Below are 26921 nucleotides of genomic sequence, written 5' to 3'. Positions count from 1 at the left end.
ACGCGTCTTTGTCAAACATAACAAGGGCAGTCCATTCAGCAATTCACACCTTTGCATCGAACGAAAAAAAGCCAGACGGCGCACGTCCGTCTGGTCGTTTTCATAAAGATTTATTCGTCTTTTTTGAATTCGTCTTTGAGATCCTTGATTTTTTCCTCAGCTGCTTCGCGTGCGGATTTGATTTCGTCGCGGACATTTTCCTTGACTTCTTCGTATCCTTCGCGAGCGGCTTCCTTCATATCGTGCAGATCCTCGCGTCCTTCCTTGCGGATTTCACGCTCGGCGTCTTTGGCGACTTTAATGCCGTCTTTAGCCAAGTCGACTTCCGCTTTTTTCTCGGCCTTGGCGGCGTCGATTTCCTCGCGGCGCGTTTCCCGGTCTTCCCCGCGCGTATCCTTGCGGACTTGACGGATTTCTTCGCGATCCTCTTTCGCGATTTCACGTTTGGCTTCGCGCGCCGTTTTAACGTCTTCTTTTGCGAGATCGACTTCCGCGTCTCGTTCATCGCGTGCCGCTTTGATTTCGTCGCGTTCGGCTTCCTTGCCGTCTTTGCGTTGTTCGCGCGCTGCGTCGATCGCCGCTTTTTCGTCGGCTCTTACTTCTTTTTTATCGTCTTTGTATTGTTCGTAATCCATATGCTCCTACCTCCATCGTTGTTTTTATTGTAGTGCACTCAACCGGGAAACACCAATGAAGTGATTCTCAAATCAGGAATCCGCGTCCCGGACCGGATTTTCGTCGCCCAAGTCGTACAAGGTGGAAGGATCGCTGCTCGAATGCCACGCCTTGTAGATGACATTGCTTTTGGGATCCGCGAACGCTTCCTCGAAATATTCCCAAAACTCGCCGGGCGTCACAATGCCTTTGCTGCCATGAATCGCCGGGTCGATTCGATTGAGCAAGTCGGCGGCGAAAAGCGAGCAATTCGTGCCAAGGATCCAATACGTCTTCCATTCCCCGCTTTTGAACTTGTAAAACTGGCTCCCGGTCCGGTACCACAACCGGCTGGCGTAGTCGTTTTCATAGGCGGAAAACGACGTGTCGGGATCGGCTTGGAGCGCTTGCTCGTAAGGCGATTGCCAATGGTATGTCTGCTCGTGGATTTCATCCATCAGCGCGTGTAGCTCTTTTTTTTGAGCTTCGGTCAGCGTCAAGCCATATTCGAACATCGTCACCCCCTCGTACAGACACGTGTTGTTGATGTAGTCGCGATCTGGACACAAAAACAAGATGCCCGGTCCAATCGAGCGAAACAGCTTTTCGTTGGCGGTATCGTAGTTGCCGTATGAATACGTCATACCTTCGTAGGCAATCGTCATGTGGCCGAACACATGAACGCCCGACAGGCCTGTATGGACAAAGACGCGCAAATCGACCGGCTCCTCGTTTTTTCGTTCCGCCTTCCGTTCCGGTTTGATTTGAAGCTGGGCGTGCGTGATGACTTCCAGCACGAAAAACGGCAAGACGGCGACCAGCGCGACGGGCAGCGAGCTCCAGTGTCGAAACGAGTAGTAGCGCGTCGACTGAGGATGCGAAAACGAAACCATCTCAAAATAAAGCTGTCCGGCCTGGACGATCAAATACAAGCCGACAATGTATTGAATGTATTTCAGCGAGCCCAAGCCGCTGCGAATGGTCGCGAACAACAGCAGCGCGTAGACGATGAGCCGCAAGGCGTCGTACCACCAGGAGGCCGCTTTGTCCTGCAAGTCCAACACGGTTTGCACGAGAAACGCCACCACGTTGACAAGCAGGTAAACCGCGAACACGCCGACGATGACGACTTCCCCCGACTGGCGGTGGATCCATAAAAAAACCGTGAACGCCGTGATCAAGGCCGCTTCCAAAAAAACGAATCCCCTTTTTTTCACGAATGCCTGATACCAGACGAACAGCGCGGAAAGCGAGCAAATCGCGGCGCACACATACAAAAAAATGTCGGCGTTGAACTCCGGCAAAACAAGACACGTCAAGCCGGTTCCGGAAAGAACGAGAATCCCGAACACGGCGATGGCCCGCCGCCAGTTCGTGATTTGGTGAAGAGAAATTGACTGCATAAGTTTCATGGTTTTATTTTAACGGGAATCGCCCGCTTTTTCTAGCTTGCTACTTATGGCCGGCTATACCAAAATGTTTTGAAATTTAAAAGTTTGTCTCCCACAATCATTCCGCATTGCATCAAAATTGAAAAAACCGCAAATATCATGCTAATGTAAAATCAACCTTAAGGTCTATGTGAACAACACGAAGACAATTCGTCAGAGCGCTCTTTGAAAACCGAACATGAGGTAAATAATATGCTAAAAATTAACGCTTATTCCGATGTATCCCATTTCTTTGAAACAGATTTGGGCGCAGCTGTCAAAGCTGTCATCCTTTTGATCGTCGCCTTTATCGTGGCGGCGATCGTGAAGTCGATTATCGTGAAGCTGCTGTCGAAAACGAAACTCGCCCAGGCCAAGTCGCCAGAAGGCGAAGGCAATCAGGGGGCGAAAGCGATTGAGCTGATTGCCAAACTCGCGCAGCTAATCGTGTTCCTGCTCTTTGTTCCTGGTATTTTTGAAACGCTGGGCATGACGCAGGTTTCAGCGCCGATTTTGAACATGCTCAATAACGTATGGGTTTATGTTCCAAACATCATTGGTTCCGTCATCGTATTGTGGGTTGGCTTCTATATCGCCAAACTCGTCCGCGAACTTTTGATCCCGGTTTTAAATAAGCTGGAAATCAACAAGCTCCAAAATCTTGCCGGTATCCAGGTGGACGACCAAGGCAAACTGTCCAACACGATCGCGTACATCGTCTATGTTCTCATTTTGATCCCGATCATTATCGCGGCGTTGTATGTGCTGAACATCCGCGCGATTACCGATCCGGCCATCGCGATGCTGAGCATTATCTTCAACTACATTCCGAACATTTTCGCGGCCCTTGTCATTATCGTCATTGGCTGGATTTTGTCGAAGTTTATTGGCAACATCGTGGCCCGTCTAATCGAGGCGTCCGGACTGGATGCCAAAGTCGAGAACCTGATGGGTTCCAAAAATAAAAACTTCATCCTTTCGAAAGTTACAGGAAAAACAGTCGAAGTCATTTTGGTTATCTTCTTTGTCGTTGAAAGCTTTAGCGCCCTGCATCTTGGTATCCTGACAAGCATCGGCCTGGCTGTCATCGACTACATGCCATACGCATTAAGCGCCTTCCTGATTTTGATCGCTTGCGTCTTTATCGCGGGCATTTGCTCGAAAGCGCTTCGAAACAACGAACATCCTTCGCTGGCGATTTTGGTTCAGTACCTGATTTACACGATTGGCGCGTTCATGATTTTGAATGAACTCGGCATCGCCAAGGAACTGGTTGACAGCGCGTTTGTCATCGCCATTCTCGCCCTCGGCATCGCCTTCGCGATCTCGTTTGGCGTCGGTGGCCGCGACTTCGCGAAAAACGTTTTGAGCCACTTCCAGAAAAAACTGGATATCGAAGAGGCTCCGAAAAAAATCGACGAAGACAAATAAATCTTCTTGATTTCCTATCTTTTTACCATCGAAAAAGGACGATCCGTCGCGGCCGTCCTTTTCTTTTACAAAATCGCTTTCAGCCGCCGCTCGATCCGCTCGAGATCGTGGATGGCCGCGTCAAAATCGACGAACAAGTCCGCAAACAACGACTCGATGTCGGTTTCGAACGCCTCCGGGACGACTGGCAGCTTTTTGGCTTCGCGCAGCATCCGCTTCTCTCCGGGATGCGTCGTTCCATTGAGTCCAAACAGCAAGTCGAAGTACGACTCCACGAACGCGGCCGCCCGGTGATTTATCGCGGGCGTGTCACGGCGCGCAATCACCTTTTTAATCTGGCCGGCGTAGTTAGGCAGTCCGTCAAACAACAGCGCCTTTTGCCGGCGAACGATGTTTTCCTTCAATTCGGCAGGATATGGCACCGTGTATTTTTTTTGCAGAGCGGCAAGTCGTCCATGGCGGTCGAACAAGATCTTCGTGTTGAGAAGGTTGTTCCACAAACACGTGGTGTAGGCGTTTTGCGCCTGGTGGTCGATCACGACGTGCCGCACGCTCTGATCGAGGTCGTCGATACGCCGGTACAAAATGTCGATGGGCGTCCCGTCCGTGAAAACGCCGTCGTCCTCCCGTTCCCAAAACGTGTTGTCGTATTCCATGATCTGGAACAAACCGGCGAAGATCACTTCACGCTGCGCGATCGGGATATCGGCGCGAACGTAGACGTAAAGATCGTAGTCGGAGCCCGCGTCCGCCTTTCCGGTCGCTCTCGAGCCGCCAAGCCCGATGGCTTCCACGCTTTCACACGCGCGAAACCGGTCGACAAGTTCCGAAAACGCTTCCTTTTCCTTCATTTTTTCTCCTCCTTTGTTTGCCTTTTATTATACCTTTTCTTCCGGATTTGAAGAAAAAAATTTGACAAGACACCTTTTATCGCCGATGATGGAGAAAAAGGTGGTGGTAAATTGCGTTCTTTGTACATCGCGCAAAAGCTTTTTTCTTTATGGGGAACGTACGACGTGGCACGTGAGGATGGAACGATCGCGTATACGATCAAAGGCTCGCCTTCTCTGACCCGGAAACTCACGATTTATGACGGAAATGGCCAGCCGGTTGGTTTGGTCCATCAGGCTTTCCTGTCCTTGCTGCCCTGCTTTGAAATCATCCGCAACGGGGAGAAGCTGGGGACGATTCAGCAAAAGCTTACCTTGCTTCGGCCCAAGCTCGTTATGAATTACATGGGCTGGCAGGCGGATGGCAATGTGTGGGGCTGGGATTACGAGGTGCGCGACGATGCCGGAGGGCTCGTTGGCACGATTCAAACCGAGCTTTGGCACTTGAGCGACCATTTTTCTATCCATTACGAGCGGGAGGAAGACGCGTTGCCGCTTCTCATGCTTGTTTTGGCGATTGACGCGTTGCAGGACTCCGCTTCGCAGGGTTGAAATGTATCTTTTTGATCATACCAATTCTGAGCTTTACTTCGGTTTATTAAATAAAACTGTAACTTTTCATTTAAAACCGCTTTTCTTGGAGCGAAAACACAGTATAATAAAAATGGGACTCCGGTCCCGCATGTGTATCGCTGCACGAGACGCGATGGATAAATGCTCGTGTTCAAATGTGAGCCGCTGCACGAGACGCGGCATACAAATGCTCGTGGTCACATGCAGAGCTTCTTTATGAAGCTCTTCCAGGAGATTTACCGATGTTTGTTGAAGAGAATCATTTTTACTTCATGAAAGACTCGTATTTCCGGGATTTTCCGGAAGCCGGTCTGATGCCGAACAAGATCATCGTCAACAACGCTGTCCATGATCGTCCGGCATATTTTGCCTTGCGCGATTCCACAGACCCTGAGATCTTATGGTTCATCCCTATCTCTTCTAAAATATCGAAATATAAACGGATCGCAGAAGAGAAAAAAAGAAAATTCGGTCGTTGCGACACGATCGTATTTGGAGATATTCTCGGTCATGAATGCGCATTTTTGATTCAGAACATGTGTCCGATCACGTCACGTTACATCGAAAACGAATATATGGATCACAACCATTATCCGGTACGGATCCCGTATCGGCTTGAGAAAACACTTTCCAAGAAAGTCCGCCGCATCCTTTTGCTGGAAGGCCAGGGAAAGCGAATCACATTTTCGAATGTAATGAAGATCAAACACGACATGCTCGAAAGAGCGAAAACAAGCAAAGCGCCTTCCGCTTAATGAGGGCGCTTTGTTTGTTTTCGCTCTTTCCATTTTGTCGTTTGAAATGATCTCTCTTTTCTATGTCATTTTTCATAAAATGAAAAGTTTTTTCACTCCATGAATTCTTCCGTTTTCATTCGCAATTAACTGTGGTAAAATAGGTACAGGTAAGAACTTTACCGAGGTAAACCCCTATGCAAAGAAACAACGTAAAGCAACGCATTATTGACACTTCTTTTGATCTGTTTCGTGAAAAGGGCTATAAATCCGTCTCGGTAATGGACATTTGCAATGCCTGTGGCATCACGAAACCGACCTTTTACAAGTACATTGATTCAAAAGACAGTCTTTTGAAGTACTTTTCTTCGACTTTGACTGCGCAAATCCCGGAGGAATGGTTTCATATCGGTTCTTCGACGGATCATCTACAGCAAATTATCGACGTGTTTGATCTTTATTATTTTCATACGGAGGAATTGGGTATCGACTTGTATACCGAAGTCTTCGCCGCCAACTTGAAAGAATATCAAGGCGCATTCAACGACGTGTTCCGGTTCAACGCGTGGATCGAGGATTTGATCCGCCTGGGACAGGAAAGCGGACAAATCAAAAATCCGTCTGATCCGCATCGCCTGATGAGCTCCCTCATCGCCCTTTCGTTTGGCAATGGCGCCTACCGGTGCATGTATGCCGATCCTGACCAAAGTATGAACAATTTGTTTCAAAGTGGGCTCAAAGCCATTCTTTGTGCCGAACCGGAGGAGGTGCGATGAACAAACAGGAAGACAAAAAAAATCTGATTATCCAAACCGCTTTGGCGATGTTCCTTAAAGAGGGCTACGACCGGGTATCCGTCATGGACATCTGCAAAACTTGCGGGATCACCAAACCGACGTTTTATAAATACGTGACTTCGAAGGAGCAGCTTCTTCGATATTATTTTCGCGGGACCGTGGAGGATTTGAGTGCCTGCATCCGGGCGATGGACCCGACCAATTACTGGGAAATCGTTTGCACCGGATTGACCTTTACGATGCAGAAAAGCGTCCGGCTGGGACCCGGGCTCTATTCCCGCTACTGGATCCTGAATTTCAATGAAAAAAGCGAGGCCCCGCCTTATATGAGCGAAGCCCGCACGATGACGATCGAGGCCATTCAAAAAGGCCAGAAAGCAGGACAAATCAAAAATCCGAGTGATCCGGCGCTTCTTTATTTGACTTGCCGAAACGTCGGTCTTGGCTACGCGTTGAAATGGTGCATGTCCAATGGCGCGTTCGACTTGATCGACCGATGCCGCGCCGATTTCGCGGCGATTTTGCAAGTCGACGACCATCAGCAAAAAAAGACGTTTTGAGACGTCTTTTTATTTTAGGCAGATCGCGCATCCCACGACACCCGGTCCCGTGTGGGTTCCAATGCTTAAAGAAAGCGGGGCGTATCGAACCACGGTTTTCGGAAACGCTTCCTGCAGCATGGCGGTCCATTCGTCGATTTCGGCTTGGCTCAGCCGCGTTCCGGCGGCGCCGACACACAATTCGCTCCAGTCGAACATGGAAAACCTTTCTTCATAGTCTTTTTTTAGCGCTTCGATCATTTTCGTTTTGCAGCGTCGCATGCTGCGCGCCTTGGAAAACGTGTCGAGCTTTTCCCCCTGGATCGTCAAAATCGGCTTGATGCCAAGCACGGAGCCAAGCAAAGCCGCCGCCGGCGTGATCCGGCCGCCTTTTTTTAAATATTCCAGCGTGTTGACCGCCAGATAAATCGAGGAACGCAATCCATCGCTTTCCAAAATCTTTTTAATTTCTTGCGGATCCATCCCTTCATCGGCCAGCCTTCTCGCTTTGAGAACGGATTCCTGGAGCGGAATGGAAATCCGGTGGTCGTCCACCACCACCACTTTTCCATCATAATCCTGGGCGAGCATCGTGGCGGTTTGACAGGAATTGCTCAAGCCCGAAGTCATTGGAATGTGGATGATGGCGTCATAGCCTTTTTCCAGCAGCGCATCCCACTGCCGCAGGACATCCCCGGGAGCGGGTTGGGACGTCGTGGCTTTTTGTCCGGAAGCAAGCCAGTCGTAAAACGTTGCCTCGTCGATGTCCACGCCTTCATAGCGCGTCTGGTCGTCGATGATGACTGGCATCGGAATGAGCTCGATACCGTGCTTCTTCGCTTCCTCGCTTGTAAAACCACTGTTCGTATCTGTCACTACTGCGTAACGCATTGTCTATTCCTCTTTTCATTTTCTTTTTTATATGTTACAAAGTGTATCAGTGAACACATTGATTTTCAATTCGATCCGCGCGAACAGTAACAGAAAGGAAGGATTGTGTAACATGGAAAAAAGAAACCAGCGCAATTTATTTTCCCGGGAATGCATTGTGATGGCGCTTTTGCGACTCATCAAGGAAAAGCCGTTTTCCTCGATTTCGATTTCCGAGCTCACCGCCAAGGCCGGTGTGTCCCGCGTCACGTTTTATCGCAACTACACGAGCAAAGAGGAAGTGCTGACCTCGTACATTCACGACATTTTAGGCGACTATATCCAAACCCACGCCAACGGACAACAACATGGCGGCACGTTTTACGACTCTCTCCACGTCGCCCACTCTTTGCGTTACTTCGATCAGTACCGCGACTTCATCGACGGCTTGATTCAATGCGGCTTCGGGATTCTCTTTTTAAACGAACTCACCGCGCTGGCCTGGAAAATCTGGAATCCGCAACGCGATCCGCAGCTGCAAATCCAACTGACCGCCTACGTCGGAATGCTGTATAATCTGTACATCGCGTGGAAGGACGGCGGTCGAAAGAAGCCATTGAATGACTTGATCGAGGAAGCGCATGCCATTTGCGAGAAAGCGTTTGGCCATTAATCTCCACCAAAAAAAGACGAATGCTTTTTGATTCGTCTTTTTTTCGTCTTAGTCTTTTTTCGCGTTTGCGATAATGCGCTGCGCGATGTTGTCCGGAACCGGATCGTAGCGGTCCATTTCGATCGTGTACGTTCCCAGACCTTGCGTCATGGAGCGAAGCTCCACGGAGTAGCGCGCCATTTCACCCATTGGCACTTGCGCCTCGATGATCTGGTCGTTTTCATCCGGCGTCATGCCCATGATCGCGCCCCGGCGTTTGTTCAAGTCGCCGATAATCGTGCCGGTGTACTCATCCGGTACCCGGACCGTCACGTTCATAATCGGCTCAAGCAGGATCGGACGGCATTTTTCCATCGCGTCCTTGTACGCCAGCCGTGCCGCCAGCTTGAACGCCATTTCACTGGAATCGACATCGTGGTATTTTCCATCAAGCAACGTCGTTTTCACATTGACCATCTTGTAGTTGGCCAGCGTTCCTTCCGCCGTGCATTCGCGAAGTCCCGTTTCCACAGCCGGGAAGTATTGTTTTGGAACGGCGCCGCCAAACACCTTTTCGGCGAAAACCATTTCCTCCGCGTCCGGATTCGGCGCGAATTCAACGAACACATGTCCGAATTGTCCATGACCGCCGGATTGTTTTTTATGGCGCCCCTCGCCGATCGCGGTTTTCGTGATCGTTTCGCGATATGTGATTTTTGGATCCGACAGCAGGACGTCGGCTTTGAATTTGTTTTTCAGCTTGTTGACAATCACTTCCAGATGCTGATCGCCAATACCATACATGACGGTTTCCTTCGTTTCCTTGTTTTGTACGACTTTGAATGTCGGATCTTCCTCTTGAAGGCGGGCCAGACCATTGCTTAGCTTGTCCTCGTCATTTTTCGTTTTCGGCGTGACGGCCTGCCCGTAAAGCGGCTCGGTAAACGAAATCGGATCCGCGATCAGCAGTTTGCCTTTTTCGCAAAGCGTATCGTTGGTTTGCGTATTTTGCAGCTTGGTCAAGGCACCGATATCGCCCGTGAACAGTTTTCCAGTCGCGGTTTGATGCTTTCCTTTGATAATGAAGATCTGGGCGATTTTTTCCGGTTTGCCGTTGTTCGCGTTCACGACGCTCGAATCCGAAGCCAGCACGCCTGAAAGCACTTTAATGTACGAGATCCGTCCGACAAAAGGATCGACGATCGTCTTGAACACTTGTGCGGTCAGCACTTCCTGCTCGGTCGTCAGCAGCTCGACTTTTACGTCGTTTGGCGTGGTGGCTGTGTAAAGGCCTTTTTCCGAATACGTCGGGAAATACGTCACGATCAAATCCATTAATCGTCCGATTCCGCGCGACTCAATCGCGGAGCCGGAGAAAACCGGAATGATTTCGCCATTGCGAACGCCAATGCGCACGCCGCGCGTCAACTCGGCGTCGGTAAATTCCTCACCGGAGAAAAATTTTTCCATCAGCTCGTCGTCGCCCATCGCGACCGCCTCGGCGATTTGGTCTTTGTACATCGCCACTTCCTCCAGCATGGATTCCGGAACCGGCTGCGCCACGGAATCCGACGCTTTCGGTCCGTGATGATACCACGCTTTGTTTTTTAAAATGTTGACCGTTCCGACATAGACGCCATTTTCAATGATTGGCACCTCGAACGGAATGACGCTCTTTCCAAATTCCTCATGCAGAGCGGAATACGCTTTTTCAAATGACGTGTGTTCCTCATCAAGCTTGTTGATGAAGAAAATCGTCGGCTTCTTGTCCGCGATCGCCTTTTTAAAGGAAATACGCGTGCCTGGCTCCAATGGATTTTTGGCGTCCACGACGATCAGCACGTTGTCGCCGACTTTTTCGCCCGCTTCTTTTTCGCCGATAAAATCCAAATAGCCCGGTGTGTCGATAAAATTGATTTTGCAGCCGTCCCATTCGATCGGAACGATGGACGTGTAGACGGACAAGCCGCGCCGGATCTCTTCGGCGTCAAAGTCGATCAGCGAGCTTCCCTCGCTCGTTTTTCCGAACCGGTCGGTCGCGTCGGTATAATAAAGCATGGCCTCCAAAACCGACGTCTTGCCGGCTCCGCTGTGTCCTACGACACTTACGTTTCTAACTTCAGAACTCAAATAGTCTTTCATGATGGTTTCCTCCTATTTCAAGATCGGCTCAAGTTGAGCTCTGCAATGTTCGCGCACGTAATCGAGCGCCACATTTCCTTGTTTGTCTTCCATATCTTTGTCCGCGCCAAAGGCGAGCAGCTTTTCAACAAGCGACGGGTATCCCCCGTACGCCGCGCGCATCAGCGCCGTGCAGCCGTTGTTGTCGAACAAGTTGACATCCGCGTTGCGCTCGAGCAGCATCGCGATCGTATCCCGTTTGAACGCGATGCACGCCTCCATCAGCGCGCTTCGTCCTGCCTCGTCCTGGGCGTTGATGTCCGCTCCGTAGTCCAGCAGCGTTTCCACGCAGCGATCCTGCCCGAGAAGAGCCGCGCGCATCAGCGCCGTGCGCCCGTTGTCGTCTTTGGCGTTCACGTCCGCGCCGGCATCGAGCAGCGCTTTGCAGATGGTTTTGTTTCCTTTTTTCGCGGCGGCCATAAGCGCGGTCTTTCCTTTATTATCCGAGGCGTTCACGTCCGCGCCATTGTCGATCAGCACCTGCACGACGTCTTTGCGGTCGCGTTTCGCCGAGCGCATGAGCGCCGTTCTGCCGTCGCCGTTTTGGTAGTTGACATCCGCGCCGGTCTTGATTTGCGCGCATACCATCGGGAAATCGCCATTTGCGCAGGCGTCCCAAAATACTTTGTTAAAATTTTGATCCATGATTGTGTTCCTCCCTATACGTTCCAACAAAAAACTGGAATGGTTTGGTCGCATCCCAGTTATGGCCTCAAAAAAGAGGCGGTTTCATTGATTCTCGATGTGTTCGCAACATTGTATTTTGTCATTTTAACCACCTCTTCCTGTTACTGGTTCTATTGTAACCGCTCTCATTCTGGCGTCAAATCAAGAGCGGGAAAGGACATTTTTTTTACCGATTCCACCATATGGCTCGCCAAACTTTTTTTCTGTATAATGAAACCGACTGAAAGTCAAGAAAGAAGGAAAAGATATGATCAAAATCGTTTTTTTCGATATGGACGGCACGCTGCTCGATTACGGCGCCGACATGCCGTCTGCCTCCACCATGCTCGCCTTGCGCGCCTTGCAAGACAAAGGCGTCAAAATCGTCGTAGCCACCGGCCGGCCGCCTTACGCCACGCCCCGCTTCCCCGGTGTGGAATGGGACGCTTCGATTCATTTTAACGGTTCCCTCGCCTTCGTGCACGACACGATCGTCCACGCAACCACGATTTCCCCCGCCGACATTGAAAAGCTGCGCCATTGGAGCCAAAAAAACGGCAAGCCGGTTTTATTCGCCGCCAAACAGGAAATGCGCGCCCCTTTTTTCGATCCGCTCTTGGAAGAGTACATGGCGATCGCCCGCCAGCATTGCGAAGTCATCGAGCCGGAACGTGATTTGGAAACGTTTCTCGACCAGCCGATTTACCAAGGCATGATCGCCATGCCGGTTACGGAAAAAGAAACTCTTCTCGACGGACTAGAAAGCGTTGACATGGTTGGCTGGTACCCAACCGCAAGCGATCTCGTTCCCAAAGGCAGTTCCAAAGGCGCAAGCGTCCAAAAGGTTCTGGCGTATTTCGGGTTTTCCAAAGCCGAGGCGATGGCGTTTGGCGACGGGGACAACGATTTGGAAATGCTGCAAGCCGTCGGTCTTCCGGTTTCCATGGGCAACGCGACCCCGGCTGTCCGGCAGGCGGCTCGCTTTGTGACCCGTTCTGTCAAAGCGGACGGGATCGCCTACGCGCTGCGCCATTTCGAGGTGCTCGCATGATCAAAGTCGCTTTTTTCGATATCGACGGCACGCTGCTGCCCTTTGGCGCTTCCCGCCTTTCAAACGATTGCGCCCGCGCCTTGAACGCGCTGCAAAAAAACGGAGTGAAGCTCGTCATCGCCACCGGCCGGCCGCTTTCCGTCGTTCCCGTATTCGACAATGTCCGATTTGACGGGATTTTATGTTTCAACGGCCAAATGTTTTTCGCCAACGACGAGTGCGTCTTTCAAATTCCGATGGATCCGCAGGAAGTCGAGCAGGTGATCGCCAACGCGCGACAGGCAGGATACGGCGTCTGCCTCGCGACCGAAAACGGCATGGCGATCAATTTCGCCAACGCCAACTTGCGCCGCTACGTCAACAACGATTCCCTCGTCGACTTGGCGCGCTTTGAGCAAATGCGCCAGGAGACGGTGTATCAAATCCTAGTCGGCATGCACTACGACGACGCGCCGGTTCTTTTACCGGCAACCCGCCAAACAAAAGTGACGTACTGGTGCGACTATGGTCTGGACGTCATCCCAAAGGATGGTGGCAAAGACCAGGGACTCCTTCGAGTCGCCCGCCATTTTGGCGCCGAGCCTTCGGAGACGATTGCGTTTGGCGACGGCCTCAACGATTTGGATATGCTTCGCAAAGCTGGTATCGGCGTGGCGATGGGCAACGCGATGGAAGGATTGAAAAACGCGGCCGATTACGTCACGCGAACCGTCGAAGAGGAAGGCGTGGCCTTCGCGCTGCGTCATTTTGGGTTGCTTCCCGATTGAAAAAAATTGAAATCCTGCATTTTTTATGCTATAAAATGGGTACATGTAGCTTTATGCTATAAAATGGGTACATGTAGCAAAAAAAAATTTGCGTAAGTCTAGTCAGGCTTGCGCTTTTTTGCGTTTTAGGAGGTTTTATGAATCATTCACAATCTGCTCTTGGGACGGAGAAAATCGAAGTCCTCATGCGCGCCTACGCGCTTCCCTGCATTCTCTCTTTGCTGATTGGCGCCCTTTACAACATCGTCGACCAGATTTTCATCGCCAACGCCACGTATTTAGGCTCGTACGGCAACGCGGCAAATACGGTCGTTTTTCCGTTGACAGTCGTCGCGCTGGCGCTTTCCGTCATGATTGGCGATGGCTGCTGCGCCTTTTTGTCTATCGCTTTTGGAAGCAAGCAGCCACGATCGGCTGCGGTGTCTGTCGGGAATTCCATCGTTGTCAACACCGTTCTCTCTTTGCTTCTTCTTGCGACATATTTGTGGCTTGGCGACTCGATTTTAAAAATGTTTGGCGGTGCCGTCAACGTACGCACCTTCACTTTCGCCAAAGAATATTTTTCCATCATTACCTGGGGGATCCCGCTGTATATGTTTGGACAAATGATGAATCCCATTATCCGCGCCGACGGCAGTCCGCGCTTCGCCATGATGGCCGCCATTTCCGGCGCGCTGATCAACCTCGTTCTGGATCCGATTTTTATTTTCGCTTTCCATCTGGGCATGGCCGGAGCGGCCATGGCAACCATTCTCGGGCAAGCCGTTACATGCCTTCTGTCGTTTGGCTACGCGCTCCGCTTCCAAACCATCCAGCTGGTTGCGGCGAGCTTTCGCCTGCAAAAAAAGATCATTTTCCGGACGCTGAAGCTTGGCATGACGAGCTTTCTTGCGCAAATTTCCATTGTCGCCTCCATGGCCGTCATCAACCGTATGGCGGGCAAATACAGCGCGCTCGATCCGGTTTTCTCCAATCCTGCTTACGCCCAGATCCCGATTGCCGTCATTGGAATCGTCATGAAGTTTTTCCAAATCGTTATAAGCATTGTCATCGGCATGGCGGCGGGATGCATTCAATCGTTGGCTACAATATGGGAGCCAACGCTTATGACCGGGTCCGACAGCTTCTCCACAAGCTTCTTTTTGCCGAAGCCGTGGTGGGAATCGCGGCGTTTTGCGTCGCCGAGCTGTTTCCGCGTCCGCTTGCTCGGTTGTTTGGAAGCGCCAACGAAAGCGTCTATTACACGACTTTCGCTTTGCGCGCGTTTCGAATATATTTTAGCATGATCGTGATCGCCTGTCTTAACAAGGCCGTATTCATCTTTTTGCAGGCGATGGGCAAAGCGTGGCAATCCACGATTCTTTCTATCTTACGCGAACTCGTGTTCGGTATTGGTTTCGCCCTGCTGCTTCCTTGCTTTTTTGGATTGACGGGACTGCTGTTCTCCATGCCGCTTGCCGACGCGGTGACTGGCTGTTTTGTGGCGGTCGCGGTTTGGCGCATCAATCGCCAGCTATCTTCCGATTGAGTAGGCAAAAAGCTGTACGCCTCGTTGCGCACAGCTTTTTCCTATCCTTGCACGTTGTCGTAAATGAAGAAATTCATCCCCTGCTTCATCCCGTTGACGACAACTTCCTTTTGCCGCTGGACGCGCCGCTTCAAGCCCTGATGCTCGTAAAAGCCATAATTGCACGACGTGTCCGTAAACAAGTAAAAGTTGTCCACCCCGTTGTACGAAAGATAACGCATCCCTTCCTCGTACAGCCTTTTCCCGATGCCCTGTCCCCGGCACGACTCGCTCAACGCGAACAACGCCAGCTCGCCGGCGTATTTCGTTCCGGCTTCCTTTAGCAGCTCCTCGTCCACACGGCTGACCGAGCCAAAAATGTCCATGACTTTTCTTCCTTCCGCGCTCAGAAGCAGTCGAAAGATCGCCATGGACTGCCGCCAGCAACTTTGAAACGTTGGCCGGTGGCTCGCCGCGTCTTTGACCAAAATCACGCCTTGCACTTCCCCGTCCACGATTGCCACCCGCGAAAACGTGTAGTTCGTCAAACAGCTCGTCAGGAAGACGCGCGCAAGCTGTTTCGCCGTTTTGGGCGAGCATAAATCGTCGTAGTGCCACGTCTTTCGCACAATGTCTTCGAGCGCTTCGAAATCCTGTTCCTTGTATTGTCTAAAATAAACTGCCATCGTTTATCCTCCTTTTTCTTGACAAACCCATCATAAAGGTTACAGTAACTGTAAAGTCAAGAGGAGAAACAGAGATGAACGATAAAAAAATGACGATTTCCCAATTCGCCCGTCTGCACGATGTCAATAAGCGCACATTGCATTACTATGACGAGATCGGCTTGTTTTCGCCCAACACGAAAAGTGAAAACGGCTACCGCCTGTACGATTTCCGGCAAAATATCGACTTTGAATACATCCAGATGCTCAAAGAGCTGCGCATGCGCATCGACGAGATTCGGGCGTACCAGCGCCATCCCAACGCCGACGCCTTGCTTTCCATCCTCACCCAAAAACAAACCGAGGTGGAAGCGGCCATTCGAAAACTCAAAGAAACGCAAAACGTCCTCGAGTCTTTAAAACGCCGTCTTTCGTTTTATGATCAGCTTGTCCATTCCACCATCGAGGTCCGAACGCTTCCGGCTATGCGGCTGCGCGTGCTCCCGTTCCACTACGATCAAAACGACATCGAACAAGTGTACGCGCTGGCGAAAGAAAACTGGGGCAGCGCGCAAATCCGCATGGGCATGGGCGAGTACATCCGCGTCAACAAGATCATGGCGCACGACTGGCAAACCTACGACGGCATTTACTCGATCGCGCTGGACGACGCGCCCGATCATGAATGCGTGTCCCTTCCTGAGGGTCCCTATGTCTTCGCGTGCCACAAAGGCGACTGGAACGAGCTGCCCTCGTTTTACGAGCGCATTCTCTCGTTCGTGAAAGCCAACCGCCTCACCCTTGGCACCAACGCGTACGAGTTTGGCTTGAACGAGTTCGCCATCGCTTCCATGGACGAGTATGTGACGTGCATTTTCATTCCGATCCTCCATGAAAAAAACCACGACTAAGCGTGGTCTTTTTTAGCGTTTCGCGCCGGCTTTGGCTTTTTCACGGCCCCGTTTTGGAAATTTCTTTTCAAATGGAATTTCCTTCGCCTTGCGGGTGCTGTTTTGTTCGATTCCGAACGTCACCTGTCCTTTGGCGGCGTCCACATCGGTGCAAAGCACGTTGATTTTTTGCCCGATTTGGAATACTTTGCCGTTGTTTTCGCCAACAAGCGACATCGTATCCTCGTCGTAGTTATAGTAGTCGTCCATGAGCGTATGCATTGGGACAAGACCTTCAATCGTGTTATCCAGTTCAACGAAGAAACCAAAATTCATGACGCTGATAATCGTTCCTAAAAACTTCTGTCCGATTTTGTTTTCCATAAATTGCGCCATCTTGTAGTCGTTGACCGTCCGTTCCGCGTTGACCGCGTCTTTTTCCTTTTCAGAAATATGGGCGGATTGCGTGCGGACTTTCAGCTTGTCCTTCTCGTATTGGCGGGCGTCCTTGTTTTTGTCGAAGCAGTAACGGCGCAGCATCCGGTGCACGACTAGATCCGAGTAACGGCGAATCGGCGACGTGAAATGGCAGTACTCGTCGAGCGCCAATCCGAAATGACCGATGCAGTCCGCGTCGTAACGGGCTTTTTGCATCGTGCGCAGCGCGACAAGCGAAAGCACTTCTTGCGCTGTTTCGTCGTCAATCGTTTCCAGGAACCGCTGGATTTCCAACGCGCTGACATCTTTTGGCAAATCAGCCGGCACATTGAACACTTTCGCGATTTGATACAGCGTTTCGACTTTTTCCGGATCTGGTTTTTCGTGAACCCGGAACACGCCCGGGAACTTGTGCTGGTTCAAATAGTTGGCCACGCACACGTTGGCGAGCACCATCGCTTCTTCGATCATTTGCTCGGCGTAGCCGCGCTCTTTGACCTGAACGTCGATTGGCTTTCCTTTTTTATTCAAAATAATTTTCGGCTCTTTCGTTGAAAAGTTGATTGAGCCGCGGTTTTTCGTTTGTTTTTGAAGCAGCTTCGTCAGCTGTTCAAAGTTCAGCAGCATTTCTTTGACGTCCGCGTATTCCGCCTGCACTTCCGTGTCCCCTTTCAGCACACGGTTGACGTTGTTGTAGGTACACCGTTTGTCGGAATGGATGATGGAAGGCACGATATCGTATTTGACGACTTTTCCGTTGTTGTCGATATCCATCACGCAAGACAAGGTGAGGCGATCCACGTCCGGGTTCAAGGAGCAGATGCCGTTGCTTAGCTCAAATGGAAGCATCGGGACGCAGCGGTCCACGACATACACGCTCGTTCCCCGCAAATACGCCTCCTGATCGAGCGCGCTGTTTTCCTGCACATAATGGGATACATCGGCGATATGGACATACAGACGGTATCCGTCTTTCGTTTTTTCCAGCGAGATCGCGTCGTCGAAGTCTTTCGAATCGTCGCCGTCGATGGTGACGGTCAGCAAATCTCTGAAGTCGGTTCGTCCTTGGCATTCGGATTCCGTCACATGGTCGCTCACTTCTTTGACTTGTTCAATGACGGGTTCCGGGAATTCCTGACGGACTTCGTTTTCGTAAAGCAGCGCGGTCACATCGACGCCGGCTTCGTTGGCCGGGCCGATGAGTCGAATGATTTTCACTTCCAGCGGACGCGAGTATTTTTCGATTTCCACGACCGCTTTCACGTTGTTGGACAACGAGAATTGTTTTAGGTTTGTCACTTTAAAGGAGGTATGCAAATCGACATCCGAGCGGAAGCGCCATCCATCCCGGTCCCGATAAAACGTTCCGGTGATGTTTTTCACGCCACGCGAGTAAATGTGAACGACCCGATTGCCTTCTTTTGTCTTGTGGACAAGAACCTCGTCGCGGTCAAACGCATCTTTCGCGTTGGATTTTGGAACGTAAATTTTCCCTTCCGGATTGATGATGGCCAGCTCGAATTTCGAAACGTCTTTGACCCGCCCAATAAAATACTGGTCGTTGTCGATCCAAATATAATGGGTGTGGTCGTTATAAATTTTTCTTTCATCTTCAAGCGTTTGAAGCGTTTCCATCAATTCCTTGATTTGGGCGCTTGTATGCAAATCGAGCGCCTGCTCGATTTGTTGAAGCGTCATCTTTTCATTTTTTTGTAGCAGTGCATTGATTTCCTGACGCATGATGTTCCTCCTTTTCAAAGAAAAAAGGCCTGCCGGCCTTTTGAATTACACAATTTGCAGTGCGATAACAAGTGCGAAAAAGAGGATCCCGCACACGAGTGTGGCGCGGCTGATAACCTTTTCCGGTCCTCGTTCTTTTGTCACGGCGAACAAGTTCAAGTCCCCGCTTCCGGTAAACGCGGAAGAAAGACCATCGGATTTTCCACCTTGAAGCAGTGTCAAAATAATAATAATTCCTGATAAGACCATTAATAGTATGTCTAATGTTTGTTCCATAGTTTTATTCCACTCTTTCCACTAACTTTCTAATTGTATCAGCATTCCTCGTCGTTTTCCAGCCAATTCCAATCAAAATCCATTAAACTTTGACCGACGTGGGTCGGATAAATTCCCAGGCGCTCCACGTCTTCCCGACGATGGACACCCGTTTCGACAAGAAACGTTTCTACACCCGTATTGTACCCCAAAGCAATATCGGTTTCCAAGTTGTCGCCCACAAGGATGATACTTTCCTTGTCCAGTCCGAAATGCTCCAGACATAAATCGAGAATCGGCGCGTACGGCTTGGCGATTTGCGGCGACTTTTGCCCGGTGGCGTATTCAAAAAGCGCGACGACCGAGCCGTTCCCGACCTCGAAGCCGTTTTCCTTGGCCAGGATGCGGTCGGTATTCGTGCCAATCAGTTTCGCTCCGTTCAAAAGATGACCAAGCATTCGCGAGTATCCGGCGTAGTCCATCTCTTTGTTTAATCCGATAAACACGAAATCCGGATCGTGGTCGACGAGTTCAAACCCTTCGTCCAGCAACGCCTCTTTCATGCCGTTTTTTCCAATAAAACAAGCTTTTCGTCCGGTTTCACTTTTTCGCACGTAGCGGGCGCTCGCCATCGCGGAATTGAAAAACTGGCCGGCTTCCACATGCTCATAGCCCATGTCCAGCATGTGCTGGGCGTTTTCCTGGCGCGTGCGCATCGAGTTGTTTGTCAAAAACACATACGGAACATTCCGGGCCGCGCACAGGTCGATAAACGCTTTGGCGCTTTCGATGGGCTGCGTCCCCCGATACATCGTTCCATCCAGGTCCAATACGATTGTCTTCATGTTCACTCTCCCTAAAAAGAAAGTCTAGGCGACTTTCTCGATATCGGCATAGGAAATGTCGGTTGGCGTTTCGCGGTTGGCGAAAATCACGAGAACGGTTGCTTCTTCCTTTTCGTCGTTCATCGCCACGATTTCACCTTCGGAGTCTTCAAAACCACCACGCAAAATACGAACGGTGTCGCCTACCTTGAAGTCGACTTCCCGTTTGTGCTCCAGCTTTCCAAGTCTGGAAAGAACGGAATCAATTTCTTCCTGCGAAACAGGGAACGGCTTGGCGCCCTTTCCGCTGGATCCGATAAATCCGGTCACGCCTGGCGTGTTTCGCACGACGTACCACGCCTCGTCGGTCATGATCATTTGCACGAGCACGTACCCGGAAAACAAGTTGTGAGTCTTTTCCACTTTTTTGTTGTTTTTGTATTCCGTTACTTTTTCCTCGGCGACAACGACTTGAAACAAGGAATCTTCCAGGCCCATTGTTTTAATACGGCGCTCCAGATTTTCCTTTACGCGGTTTTCCTGTCCTGCGTATGTGTTGACGACATACCACTCTTTTTTTAAATTACTATCCATGTTGTTCTGCTCCATTCCTTATATTCATGCAGCCTCGTCTTCAGCCGGCTGCTTCTTGACCGTTTCCATTATATCGTATTCATGGAAAAATCCATATGGATTCCCTTTTTCTTTTCCATTCGAAAAAGAGCGCGGTCGGCGCTCTTTGGTTTAGAGTCCTACGATCCAGCTGACAAGACTGGACGACGCCAGCTCGCAAAGAAAGAAGTACAAGCCAAATAAAACCGTGAACAGGATCACGGAACCGCTTGTTCCCATCAATTCTTTAAACGTAGGCCACTGGACCTTTCTCAATTCGGACCAGACTCCTTTTGGAGAATACGTCCATTCTTTTTTTTCGTTGCTCATGATCTTTCCCTCTATTTCGTTTCGCGGTGCAAAGTGTGCTTCCCGCATTTTGGACAAAACTTTCTCATTTCAAGACGTTGCGTGCTTGTTTTCTTGTTTTTTGAAGTCGAGTAATTTCTCGAAAAGCATTCTGTACAAGTCAAAGTAACCTTTTCAGCCATATAAATCACGCTCCTTACATCATAATAATATACAATGATTATTCATCCACTGTCAATTCCTGGCGACTGAAAGCTTCAAATTTTTCCAGGAGCCGTCGAATGGACTTGATTGAACAACCACAATGACGCGCGATCTCCCGCTGCGAATATCCATCCAAATACATTCGAACCGCCTGCTTTTGAAGCGGCTTCAAATCAATTTTTTCCAAAGCCATCTCCAGGCTGATTTTGCTTGTGATCAGCCTGCCGCTGCTCGCGCTGCGATCCTCGATCAGATCCTGCATGGAAACGCTGGCGTCCTCACCCGGACGCCGGTCCAAATACACGATGTGCTCCTGCGTGAGGAGCGGATCGTTTCGAAACGCCGTCCGGCCCGCGTCAATCAGGCGATTGTGGAGCGCCCGCAAATAAAACGTTAAAAACGACACCTTGTGGTCGTACCGGTATTTTTCCAGACAATCGACCAAAAGCAAATCGGCCATGCTCAAAAACTCCTCCCGGTAAACCGGCTCGGTTTTTTTGTATTCCATCTTTTTTTGGTACACGTTCATCACGCCCGGACGCAACATGGCGATCAATTCAGCCAGCGCTTCCTCGTCTTTTTGGAAATAACGGTAAATCAGCTCGTTGATGTTGTCTTTCAAACGACTACCTCTTGACCGGCTGGCGCTGATTCAAAATTTCGTAGAGGAGCACGGCGCAGGCAACCGAAGCGTTCAGGGAGGAAATCGAGCCAACCATCGGCAGTTTGACCATATAGTCGCATTGCTTTTTGACCAGCGGTGAAATGCCTTTTCCTTCGGACCCGATCACAAGCACGGTCGGGGAGTCGTACATACCTTCGCGATAATCGCGGGCGTTGTCCATATCGGCGCCTGCCACCCAATAACCGGCTTCCTTCATTTGTTTTAATGCCTGGGAGAGGTTGTTGACAATGGCGACCGGGACGGTGTAGGCCGCTCCCGTGCTCGCCTTGATGGCGGTCGGCGTCAGACCAGCGCTGTTGTGTTTGCATAAAATGACGCCATCCACGCCGGTGCAGTCGGCGCTTCGCAAAATCGAGCCTACATTGTGCGGGTCCTGAATGTTGTCAAGCGCCACGTACAATCCCGGACGATCTCCTTTTTTTCGTTGCAGCAGCTCGTCGAGCGTGTAGGTGGGGATGTCTTTTACCTTGGCCGCGATTCCGTTGTGAATGCCCTGGTCTGTCATTTTTTCCAGCTCTTTTCGCGACACGGTCTTGACCGGGCACTTCAGCTGGCGAACCGCCTTCAGCACGCTCTGGTCTTTGATGTTGTTTAAAACGTACACTTCCTGGATTTGTTGAGGATCTTCTTTGATTTGATTAAAAACGTTTTTCCCATATACGATCATTGTATTGTATCTCCTAGTTCTATGATGCGTTTTATGAGCTGGTCCATTCGATCTTCGTGTTTGTACAAATACAAGTATCCGATCACGGCTTCCAGCGCTGTAGAACGCAGATACGTCTTTCCGTCGGCGTTTTTCGCCTTCGAGTGGATCGTGGCGTTCCGTCCGCGTCGAAGGATTTCCTTTTCCTCTTCATTGAAAAAATTCTCTTTCTCCAGCTGGGCCAAAATGGCCGCCTGCCCTTTGGCGCTGTTGATTTTCGCGCTCTTTTTTTGCAGAACGTTGGCTTTGGAAAATCCAAGATCAAGCAAATGACGACGCACCGCCAAGGTCATTACCGCGTCCCCCATCCAGGCAAGACTCGTGGCGTTTTCGGTAACGATTTCCATTAGAGAATCCCTTTTTCCAGCAGCTGGGCCCGGTACAAATCGGCTTGTTCGTAGTTTTTTTCCTGGACGGCTTCTTTCCACGCCCGGTAAACGGCTTTGTCTTCCGCCGTCATGTGCACAAATTCCAGACAGATGCCTAAAACGTCCATCATCTTTTCCAGCGTCGCGGTTTGCGCGGCCAGCGCGGCGCAATCCAGCGGCTTCTGACGCTGGGTCTGATTGATCTTTTTCACGCATTCCAGCACGGCTGTGATTGCATTTGGCGTGTTTAAATCGTCGTTGAGCGCGTCGATAAACGGTTGCCACAGTCCGCTGTCCAGCGTCGCATCGGTTGTGGATTCCTCGTTGACTTGCAGCAGGATCTTGGCCTGCTTGTAAGCCGTGAAAATCTTTTTAAGCTCTTTTTGTGCGCTTTCAAACGCTTTTTCATTCAAATTCAACGGAGCGCGGTACTGGGCGGAAATCATAACCCAGCGAATCACGTTTCCTCCATACAGAGCGATAAGATCTTTTGCCCACCAGACATTGCCGAGCGACTTGCTCATTTTGATTCCGTCGATGTTGATCATTCCGTTGTATACCCACATGTTCGCCAGATGCGTGTGGTGCAGCGACTCGTTTTGCGCGATTTCGTTTTCATGGTGCGGAAATTTTAAATCCAGTCCGCCGCCATGAATGTCGATCAGCGGCTTCTGGAACACATCGTTGATCATGACGACGCATTCCGTATGCCATCCCGGTCTTCCTTTCGACCAAGGCGAGTCCCATTGGATGCCCTTATCCGTTTTTTTCCAAAGGGTGAAATCCAGTGGGTTTTCCTTTTTCTCGTTTTCGTCGATGCGCGCGCCTACCATCAAGTCCTCGACTTTTTGGTGAGAAAGCTCGCCATACTTCTCGTTGGAATCGACGCGGTAATACACATCGCCATCCACTTCATAGGCGGCGCCGGCTTGAACGAGGTTTTGGATAAACGCGATGATTTCGTCCATCGTGTCTGTGACTTTGGGCGCGACATCCGGGCGGTCGGCATGGAGGTCGGCGCGGGTCTGGTCGTACGCCTCGATAAACTTGGCGGTGATTTCTTTTTCGGTCGTGTTGTTTTCAATCGCGGTGTTGATGATCTTGTCGTCGACATCCGTATAGTTCGACACGTAGGTCACGTCCATTCCTTGCGCCTGAAGCGCCTTTTTCAATGTATCGAATACGATGATCGGACGCACATTGCCAATGTGTGGATAGTTGTACACGGTAGGTCCGCATACATACATGGAAACCTTTCCTTCTTCGATTGGCTGAAGCGGTTCGATCGTTTGAGTATAGCTGTTGTAAAGCTTCATCCTTTATTCCCTCTTTCCTGTCCGAGTTCGATTGTTAAATCTTTAAATTGCTGGAGCAGATCTTCGTCGATTCCAGCTTCTTTCATTTGTTGGATATAATTGGCGTCAAGATCGTCCACGTCTTTGGTGATCTCGTCGCGGTCTTCATCGGTTAATCGTTGTTTTAACGGCATAATCTGACCTCACATTCATTCTTTTAGAATACCTTAGTCCCTTTCATTTTTCAAGAATGGTTCCACGGCAAAAAAAAGGCATCGAGAACGATTCGATGCCTTTTAAGCAATCTCCAACCCGGAATTAGTCGCCTAATTCAGAGAAGTATTTGATTGTACGAACCATCTGGCTCGTGTAGGAGTTTTCGTTGTCGTACCAGCTAACGACCTGAACAAGTGTGTTTCCGTCTCCTGTAGGCGTGCACATTGTTTGTGTTGCGTCGAACAGGGATCCGTATTTCATACCGATAACGTCGCTCGAAACGATTTCTTCCGTGTTGTATCCGAAAGATTCAGTTTGTGCAGCGGCCATGGCTTCGTTTACTTGATCAACAGTAACGGCGCCTTCAACTTCTGCAACGAGCAAAGTCGTCGAACCTGTAGGAACAGGAACACGCTGTGCGGAACCGATCAGTTTTCCGTTCAATTCAGGAATAACAAGACCGATCGCTTTGGCAGCACCTGTCGAGTTTGGAACGATGTTTACAGCTGCCGCGCGGCTACGACGTTTGTCGCCTTTTCTCTGAGGACCATCCAAAGTCATCTGGTCGCCAGTGTAAGCGTGAACCGTTGTCATGATTCCGCCTTTGATTGGAGCAAGATCGTTCAATGCTTTTGCCATAGGAGCAAGGCAGTTCGTCGTGCAGCTTGCCGCAGAGATGATCTGATCCGATGGTTTCAATACTTCCTGGTTAACATTGTAAACAACTGTAGGAAGATCGTTTCCGGCTGGAGCCGAAATTACGACTTTACGCGCACCAGCGTCGATATGAGCCTGTGCTTTTGCTTTCGAAGTGTAGAATCCTGTACATTCAAGAACTACGTCTACACCAAGATCTTTCCAAGGCAGTTTGGAAGCGTCTGCTTCTTTGTAGATGGTGATTTTCTTTCCGTCAACTGTAATCGAATCTTCACCAGCCTCTACTGTGTCGGCCAATTTGTAAGTTCCCTGTGTCGAATCGTATTTCAACAAATGGGCCAGCATATCCGGGCTCGTCAAATCGTTGATCGCAACTACTTCATAGTTCGGATCGTCAAACATTTGACGGAACGCCAAACGTCCGATACGTCCAAAACCGTTGATTGCAACTTTTACTGTCATGTCAGTAAATCCTCCTTTTATTTAATTCACTGTAATTATAGAAGTATGTGAATTAATTGTCAATGTTAATCGGGGAATTGAGAGCGTTTTCAAGTTCATATGCAAAGTTTTGACAATAAATGTAAATCATGTAAAATGATTGAAAAAGGAGGAATTTATATGAACACAAATGTCCTGCTCGACCTTCTTGAAAACAACGCGAGACTCACCTCGCGTGATCTGGCGGACATTCTTCTGGAAGAGGAAACCGAAGTCAAAGAAGAAATACAGCGCCTGGAAGACGAAAAGATCATTTGCGGCTACCACACGGTCATCAACTACAACCGGGCTTTGAAAAATGAAAAAGTCATGGCTTTTATCGAAGTGGACTGCGTGCCGCAACGCCATAAAGGATACGACAAAACGGCGATGAAAATCGCCAATTACCCCGAAATCGACACGATGTACTTGTTGTCGGGCGACTGTGACTTCCTCTGCCTGGTGCAAGGTAGAACGATGTTTGAAGTAGCCCGCTTTGTTTCAGACAAAATCGCCTGCGTGGAAGATGTGCGCAGCACGAAAACCTTATTTGTTCTCAAGCAGTACAAAACCAACGGCATCATCATGAAAGACGCCGAAAACGATGAGCCGAACCGATTGGTGGTGACTCCATGATGAAGCCAATCAACCCAACGATCGAAAAGCTGAAGCCGAGTGGAATCCGAAAATTTTTTGATTTGGCCAACACGATGGAAAACGTGATTTCGTTTGGTGTCGGCGAGCCCGATTTCGACACGCCGTGGCACATTTGCGAAAACGCGGTGTATTCCCTTTCCAAAGGCAAAACGCACTATACAGCCAACCGCGGCTTGCTGGAGCTTCGAAAACTGATCGCGGAATTTCACGAAGTGCGCTACAACCAGTTTTACGATCCCGAAAAAGAAATCGTCGTGACTGTTGGCGGATCGGAAGGCATCGACTTGGCGATGCGCACCTTGGTGGAGGAAGGCGATGAAGTCATCGTCATGGATCCAAACTATGTGGCGTATTTACCCGCTGTGGAAATGGCGAAAGCGATCCCGGTCCCGATTACCTTGACAGAGGAAAACGAGTTTAAGCTCAAACCGGAAGCGCTGCTGGCGGCGATTTCCCCTAAAACAAAAGCGATCATCCTCAATTTTCCAAGCAATCCAACCGGAGGGGTCATGACGCGCGAAGACTATGAAAAGCTCGTGCCCATCATTTTGGAAGCCGGAATTTACGTGATTTCCGATGAAATCTACGCGGAGCTTACTTTTGATGGCGAATTCGCGTCGTTGGCGCAGTTCCCTGAAATTCGTGATCAGGTCATTGTCATCAATGGCTTTTCCAAAGCCTTCGCGATGACCGGATGGCGTTTAGGCTACGTTTTGTCGAATCCGTTTTTGAGTTCGCAAATGACAAAGATTCATCAATACATTATCATGTCCGCTCCTACACCGGCGCAATACGCCGCGATCGAAGCGCTTCTTCATGGACTTCCGGATGTGTCTAGCATGAAAGCGGAGTACTTGAACCGGCGTAATTTGCTGGTAAGCCGGCTTAACCGGATGGGCTTAAAAACCAATATGCCGAAAGGGACTTTTTACGTATTTCCTAACATTTCCGGAACCGGACTGGATAGCGAAACGTTTTGTTCCCGTCTTCTCGAAGACCAGCATGTCGCCTGTGTCCCCGGAAACGCATTTGGCGAGCATGGAGAAGGATTCATGCGAATGTCGTATGCATGTTCCCTGGATGACATTAAAGAGGGCTGTGACCGCATTGAGGCCTTCCTGAAGCGCATTTAAAAAAAGAAAACGCAGCGTAAGAAATTTTTGGTTCTTACGCCGCGT

At 50.1% G+C, this 26921-nt stretch carries 31 protein-coding genes and 1 pseudogene; 13 read left to right on the top strand and 19 right to left on the bottom strand.

Translation table 11 applies throughout. The annotated features are described in order from the left end of the window. Window positions 1–110: 110 nt before the first annotated feature. Both E5336_RS08880 and E5336_RS08875 read right to left on the bottom strand, forming a co-directional pair. Complete coding sequence (locus E5336_RS08880) at window positions 111–635, bottom strand: hypothetical protein (protein ID WP_135980766.1); 525 nt, start codon at window positions 633–635, stop codon at window positions 111–113. A gap of 72 nt (window positions 636–707) precedes the next feature. Further along, window positions 708–2057 carry a hypothetical protein gene (locus E5336_RS08875; RefSeq protein WP_135980765.1) on the bottom strand — a complete coding sequence of 450 codons (1350 nt, stop codon included), beginning with the start codon at window positions 2055–2057 and terminating at the stop codon, window positions 708–710. 240 nt (window positions 2058–2297) lie between these two features. Between E5336_RS08875 and E5336_RS08870 the strand changes: the two genes are divergently transcribed. Continuing rightward, window positions 2298–3515, top strand: a complete 1218-nt coding sequence (locus E5336_RS08870) for a mechanosensitive ion channel (RefSeq protein ID WP_135980764.1) — start codon at window positions 2298–2300, stop codon at window positions 3513–3515. Between the two features lie 65 nt (window positions 3516–3580). Here E5336_RS08870 and E5336_RS08865 read toward each other — a convergent pair whose 3' ends face one another. Further along, window positions 3581–4366: a nucleotidyltransferase domain-containing protein gene (locus tag E5336_RS08865; protein WP_135980763.1), complete on the bottom strand. Its 786-nt coding sequence runs from the start codon at window positions 4364–4366 to the stop codon at window positions 3581–3583. 111 nt (window positions 4367–4477) lie between these two features. Here E5336_RS08865 and E5336_RS08860 point away from each other — a divergent pair, with 111 nt between their 5' ends. The 4 genes from E5336_RS08860 (at window position 4478) to E5336_RS08845 (ending at window position 7069) form a co-directional block, all read left to right on the top strand. Then, window positions 4478–4957 carry an LURP-one-related/scramblase family protein gene (locus E5336_RS08860; protein ID WP_135980762.1) on the top strand — a complete coding sequence of 160 codons (480 nt, stop codon included), beginning with the start codon at window positions 4478–4480 and terminating at the stop codon, window positions 4955–4957. A gap of 263 nt (window positions 4958–5220) precedes the next feature. Beyond that, a complete protein-coding gene (gene cptIN / locus E5336_RS08855; RefSeq protein ID WP_135980761.1) occupies window positions 5221–5733 on the top strand; it encodes a type III toxin-antitoxin system CptIN family toxin in 513 nt (170 codons plus the stop codon). Between the two features lie 176 nt (window positions 5734–5909). Next, window positions 5910–6488, top strand: a complete 579-nt coding sequence (locus E5336_RS08850; protein ID WP_135980760.1) for a TetR/AcrR family transcriptional regulator — start codon at window positions 5910–5912, stop codon at window positions 6486–6488. Then, entirely contained in the window at window positions 6485–7069 is a 585-nt protein-coding gene (locus E5336_RS08845) for a TetR/AcrR family transcriptional regulator (protein ID WP_135980759.1), read from the top strand. Before E5336_RS08850 ends, E5336_RS08845 begins: the two co-directional genes overlap by 4 nt. Window positions 7070–7078: 9 nt before the next feature. Here the strand turns inward: E5336_RS08845 and E5336_RS08840 are convergent, their stop codons facing one another. After that, window positions 7079–7939, bottom strand: a complete 861-nt coding sequence (locus E5336_RS08840) for a DegV family protein (RefSeq protein ID WP_135980758.1) — start codon at window positions 7937–7939, stop codon at window positions 7079–7081. A 112-nt stretch (window positions 7940–8051) separates the two neighbouring features. Here E5336_RS08840 and E5336_RS08835 point away from each other — a divergent pair, with 112 nt between their 5' ends. Then, on the top strand, window positions 8052–8591 hold the full coding sequence (locus tag E5336_RS08835) for a TetR/AcrR family transcriptional regulator (protein ID WP_168353620.1): 540 nt from the start codon (window positions 8052–8054) through the stop codon (window positions 8589–8591). 48 nt (window positions 8592–8639) lie between these two features. Here the strand turns inward: E5336_RS08835 and fusA are convergent, their stop codons facing one another. Together fusA and E5336_RS08825 are read right to left on the bottom strand one after the other, a co-directional pair. Then, the gene (gene fusA, locus E5336_RS08830; RefSeq protein WP_135980756.1) at window positions 8640–10712 is read right to left on the bottom strand and encodes an elongation factor G; all 2073 of its coding nucleotides are present in this window, start codon (window positions 10710–10712) and stop codon (window positions 8640–8642) included. A 12-nt stretch (window positions 10713–10724) separates the two neighbouring features. After that, window positions 10725–11396 (bottom strand): ankyrin repeat domain-containing protein, encoded by a 672-nt coding sequence (locus tag E5336_RS08825; RefSeq protein WP_135980755.1) that lies wholly within the window; start codon window positions 11394–11396, stop codon window positions 10725–10727. Window positions 11397–11685: 289 nt separating this feature from the next. On the opposite strand from E5336_RS08825, the gene E5336_RS08820 reads away from it, so the two are divergent. The 4 genes and pseudogenes from E5336_RS08820 (at window position 11686) to E5336_RS12760 (ending at window position 14763) form a co-directional block, all read left to right on the top strand. Beyond that, window positions 11686–12468 (top strand): Cof-type HAD-IIB family hydrolase, encoded by a 783-nt coding sequence (locus tag E5336_RS08820; protein ID WP_135980754.1) that lies wholly within the window; start codon window positions 11686–11688, stop codon window positions 12466–12468. After that, window positions 12465–13235 (top strand): Cof-type HAD-IIB family hydrolase, encoded by a 771-nt coding sequence (locus E5336_RS08815; RefSeq protein ID WP_135980753.1) that lies wholly within the window; start codon window positions 12465–12467, stop codon window positions 13233–13235. Before E5336_RS08820 ends, E5336_RS08815 begins: the two co-directional genes overlap by 4 nt. Before the next feature lie 137 nt (window positions 13236–13372). Continuing rightward, window positions 13373–13924, top strand: a pseudogene (locus E5336_RS12610) (MATE family efflux transporter); the annotation flags it as partial. A gap of 80 nt (window positions 13925–14004) precedes the next feature. Next, the gene (locus E5336_RS12760) at window positions 14005–14763 is read left to right on the top strand and encodes an MATE family efflux transporter (protein WP_479682361.1); all 759 of its coding nucleotides are present in this window, start codon (window positions 14005–14007) and stop codon (window positions 14761–14763) included. Between the two features lie 41 nt (window positions 14764–14804). On the opposite strand, the gene E5336_RS08805 is transcribed toward E5336_RS12760, so the two are convergent. After that, window positions 14805–15428: a GNAT family N-acetyltransferase gene (locus tag E5336_RS08805; protein WP_135980752.1), complete on the bottom strand. Its 624-nt coding sequence runs from the start codon at window positions 15426–15428 to the stop codon at window positions 14805–14807. A 74-nt stretch (window positions 15429–15502) separates the two neighbouring features. On the opposite strand from E5336_RS08805, the gene E5336_RS08800 reads away from it, so the two are divergent. Next, window positions 15503–16318 carry a MerR family transcriptional regulator gene (locus E5336_RS08800; RefSeq protein WP_135980751.1) on the top strand — a complete coding sequence of 272 codons (816 nt, stop codon included), beginning with the start codon at window positions 15503–15505 and terminating at the stop codon, window positions 16316–16318. Between the two features lie 12 nt (window positions 16319–16330). On the opposite strand, the gene rnr is transcribed toward E5336_RS08800, so the two are convergent. The 12 genes from rnr to gap all read right to left on the bottom strand — a co-directional run bounded on the left by rnr (window position 16331) and on the right by gap (window position 25068). Continuing rightward, window positions 16331–18475 (bottom strand): ribonuclease R, encoded by a 2145-nt coding sequence (rnr, locus tag E5336_RS08795; protein ID WP_135980750.1) that lies wholly within the window; start codon window positions 18473–18475, stop codon window positions 16331–16333. A gap of 45 nt (window positions 18476–18520) precedes the next feature. After that, window positions 18521–18751, bottom strand: coding sequence for a preprotein translocase subunit SecG (gene secG, locus E5336_RS08790; RefSeq protein WP_135980749.1), 231 nt, complete (start codon window positions 18749–18751; stop codon window positions 18521–18523). 38 nt (window positions 18752–18789) lie between these two features. Further along, a complete protein-coding gene (locus E5336_RS08785) occupies window positions 18790–19575 on the bottom strand; it encodes an HAD-IIA family hydrolase (protein ID WP_135980748.1) in 786 nt (261 codons plus the stop codon). A gap of 24 nt (window positions 19576–19599) precedes the next feature. Beyond that, window positions 19600–20148, bottom strand: coding sequence for a transcription termination/antitermination protein NusG (nusG, locus tag E5336_RS08780; protein WP_277820832.1), 549 nt, complete (start codon window positions 20146–20148; stop codon window positions 19600–19602). Between the two features lie 150 nt (window positions 20149–20298). Further along, window positions 20299–20496 (bottom strand): preprotein translocase subunit SecE, encoded by a 198-nt coding sequence (secE, locus tag E5336_RS08775; RefSeq protein ID WP_135980746.1) that lies wholly within the window; start codon window positions 20494–20496, stop codon window positions 20299–20301. A gap of 11 nt (window positions 20497–20507) precedes the next feature. Beyond that, window positions 20508–20657: a 50S ribosomal protein L33 gene (gene rpmG, locus E5336_RS08770; protein WP_135980745.1), complete on the bottom strand. Its 150-nt coding sequence runs from the start codon at window positions 20655–20657 to the stop codon at window positions 20508–20510. A gap of 38 nt (window positions 20658–20695) precedes the next feature. Next, on the bottom strand, window positions 20696–21301 hold the full coding sequence (locus E5336_RS08765; protein ID WP_135980744.1) for an RNA polymerase sigma factor: 606 nt from the start codon (window positions 21299–21301) through the stop codon (window positions 20696–20698). A gap of 4 nt (window positions 21302–21305) precedes the next feature. Beyond that, window positions 21306–22031, bottom strand: a complete 726-nt coding sequence (gene rlmB, locus E5336_RS08760; protein ID WP_135980743.1) for a 23S rRNA (guanosine(2251)-2'-O)-methyltransferase RlmB — start codon at window positions 22029–22031, stop codon at window positions 21306–21308. After that, entirely contained in the window at window positions 22028–22417 is a 390-nt protein-coding gene (locus E5336_RS08755; RefSeq protein ID WP_135980742.1) for a ribonuclease III domain-containing protein, read from the bottom strand. Before E5336_RS08755 ends, rlmB begins: the two co-directional genes overlap by 4 nt. Beyond that, window positions 22417–23754: a cysteine--tRNA ligase gene (gene cysS, locus E5336_RS08750; RefSeq protein ID WP_135980741.1), complete on the bottom strand. Its 1338-nt coding sequence runs from the start codon at window positions 23752–23754 to the stop codon at window positions 22417–22419. Before cysS ends, E5336_RS08755 begins: the two co-directional genes overlap by 1 nt. After that, window positions 23751–23927, bottom strand: coding sequence for a hypothetical protein (locus E5336_RS12440; protein WP_168353619.1), 177 nt, complete (start codon window positions 23925–23927; stop codon window positions 23751–23753). The genes cysS and E5336_RS12440 overlap by 4 nt, the downstream gene beginning before the upstream one ends. A 124-nt stretch (window positions 23928–24051) precedes the next feature. Next, window positions 24052–25068 (bottom strand): type I glyceraldehyde-3-phosphate dehydrogenase, encoded by a 1017-nt coding sequence (gap, locus tag E5336_RS08745; protein WP_135980740.1) that lies wholly within the window; start codon window positions 25066–25068, stop codon window positions 24052–24054. 159 nt (window positions 25069–25227) lie between these two features. Here gap and E5336_RS08740 point away from each other — a divergent pair, with 159 nt between their 5' ends. Continuing rightward, the gene (locus tag E5336_RS08740) at window positions 25228–25722 is read left to right on the top strand and encodes an Lrp/AsnC family transcriptional regulator (protein ID WP_135980739.1); all 495 of its coding nucleotides are present in this window, start codon (window positions 25228–25230) and stop codon (window positions 25720–25722) included. Further along, the gene (locus E5336_RS08735; protein ID WP_135980797.1) at window positions 25722–26876 is read left to right on the top strand and encodes a pyridoxal phosphate-dependent aminotransferase; all 1155 of its coding nucleotides are present in this window, start codon (window positions 25722–25724) and stop codon (window positions 26874–26876) included. The genes E5336_RS08740 and E5336_RS08735 overlap by 1 nt, the downstream gene beginning before the upstream one ends. Window positions 26877–26921: the final 45 nt, after the last annotated feature.

Origin of the sequence: Dubosiella muris, assembly GCF_004793885.1 — a bacterium.
In the GTDB taxonomy this organism is placed as follows: domain Bacteria; phylum Bacillota_I; class Bacilli_A; order Erysipelotrichales; family Erysipelotrichaceae; genus Dubosiella; species Dubosiella muris.
This window is presented reverse-complemented; position numbering and strand designations above follow the sequence as displayed.

Excerpts from the sequence above, each read along its gene's own strand:
- E5336_RS08815 (WP_135980753.1), top strand. The coding sequence starts at position 12,465 with ATGATCAAAGTCGCTTTTTTCGATATCGACGGCACGCTGCTGCCCTTT.
- E5336_RS08755 (WP_135980742.1), bottom strand. The coding sequence starts at position 22,417 with ATGGAAATCGTTACCGAAAACGCCACGAGTCTTGCCTGGATGGGGGAC.
- E5336_RS08835 (WP_168353620.1), top strand. The coding sequence starts at position 8,052 with ATGGAAAAAAGAAACCAGCGCAATTTATTTTCCCGGGAATGCATTGTG.
- E5336_RS08825 (WP_135980755.1), bottom strand. The coding sequence starts at position 11,396 with ATGGATCAAAATTTTAACAAAGTATTTTGGGACGCCTGCGCAAATGGC.
- E5336_RS08845 (WP_135980759.1), top strand. The coding sequence starts at position 6,485 with ATGAACAAACAGGAAGACAAAAAAAATCTGATTATCCAAACCGCTTTG.
- rnr (WP_135980750.1), bottom strand. The coding sequence starts at position 18,475 with ATGCGTCAGGAAATCAATGCACTGCTACAAAAAAATGAAAAGATGACG.
- E5336_RS08870 (WP_135980764.1), top strand. The coding sequence starts at position 2,298 with ATGCTAAAAATTAACGCTTATTCCGATGTATCCCATTTCTTTGAAACA.
- cysS (WP_135980741.1), bottom strand. The coding sequence starts at position 23,754 with ATGAAGCTTTACAACAGCTATACTCAAACGATCGAACCGCTTCAGCCA.
- E5336_RS08865 (WP_135980763.1), bottom strand. The coding sequence starts at position 4,366 with ATGAAGGAAAAGGAAGCGTTTTCGGAACTTGTCGACCGGTTTCGCGCG.
- E5336_RS08735 (WP_135980797.1), top strand. The coding sequence starts at position 25,722 with ATGAAGCCAATCAACCCAACGATCGAAAAGCTGAAGCCGAGTGGAATC.
- E5336_RS08800 (WP_135980751.1), top strand. The coding sequence starts at position 15,503 with ATGAACGATAAAAAAATGACGATTTCCCAATTCGCCCGTCTGCACGAT.
- E5336_RS08875 (WP_135980765.1), bottom strand. The coding sequence starts at position 2,057 with ATGCAGTCAATTTCTCTTCACCAAATCACGAACTGGCGGCGGGCCATC.
- E5336_RS12440 (WP_168353619.1), bottom strand. The coding sequence starts at position 23,927 with ATGCCGTTAAAACAACGATTAACCGATGAAGACCGCGACGAGATCACC.
- rpmG (WP_135980745.1), bottom strand. The coding sequence starts at position 20,657 with ATGGCTGAAAAGGTTACTTTGACTTGTACAGAATGCTTTTCGAGAAAT.
- secE (WP_135980746.1), bottom strand. The coding sequence starts at position 20,496 with ATGAGCAACGAAAAAAAAGAATGGACGTATTCTCCAAAAGGAGTCTGG.
- fusA (WP_135980756.1), bottom strand. The coding sequence starts at position 10,712 with ATGAAAGACTATTTGAGTTCTGAAGTTAGAAACGTAAGTGTCGTAGGA.
- cptIN (WP_135980761.1), top strand. The coding sequence starts at position 5,221 with ATGTTTGTTGAAGAGAATCATTTTTACTTCATGAAAGACTCGTATTTC.
- E5336_RS08850 (WP_135980760.1), top strand. The coding sequence starts at position 5,910 with ATGCAAAGAAACAACGTAAAGCAACGCATTATTGACACTTCTTTTGAT.
- E5336_RS08805 (WP_135980752.1), bottom strand. The coding sequence starts at position 15,428 with ATGGCAGTTTATTTTAGACAATACAAGGAACAGGATTTCGAAGCGCTC.
- E5336_RS08840 (WP_135980758.1), bottom strand. The coding sequence starts at position 7,939 with ATGCGTTACGCAGTAGTGACAGATACGAACAGTGGTTTTACAAGCGAG.
- secG (WP_135980749.1), bottom strand. The coding sequence starts at position 18,751 with ATGGAACAAACATTAGACATACTATTAATGGTCTTATCAGGAATTATT.
- E5336_RS08880 (WP_135980766.1), bottom strand. The coding sequence starts at position 635 with ATGGATTACGAACAATACAAAGACGATAAAAAAGAAGTAAGAGCCGAC.
- E5336_RS08740 (WP_135980739.1), top strand. The coding sequence starts at position 25,228 with ATGAACACAAATGTCCTGCTCGACCTTCTTGAAAACAACGCGAGACTC.
- E5336_RS08785 (WP_135980748.1), bottom strand. The coding sequence starts at position 19,575 with ATGAAGACAATCGTATTGGACCTGGATGGAACGATGTATCGGGGGACG.
- E5336_RS12760 (WP_479682361.1), top strand. The coding sequence starts at position 14,005 with ATGCCTTCTGTCGTTTGGCTACGCGCTCCGCTTCCAAACCATCCAGCT.
- rlmB (WP_135980743.1), bottom strand. The coding sequence starts at position 22,031 with ATGATCGTATATGGGAAAAACGTTTTTAATCAAATCAAAGAAGATCCT.
- E5336_RS08820 (WP_135980754.1), top strand. The coding sequence starts at position 11,686 with ATGATCAAAATCGTTTTTTTCGATATGGACGGCACGCTGCTCGATTAC.
- gap (WP_135980740.1), bottom strand. The coding sequence starts at position 25,068 with ATGACAGTAAAAGTTGCAATCAACGGTTTTGGACGTATCGGACGTTTG.
- nusG (WP_277820832.1), bottom strand. The coding sequence starts at position 20,148 with ATGGATAGTAATTTAAAAAAAGAGTGGTATGTCGTCAACACATACGCA.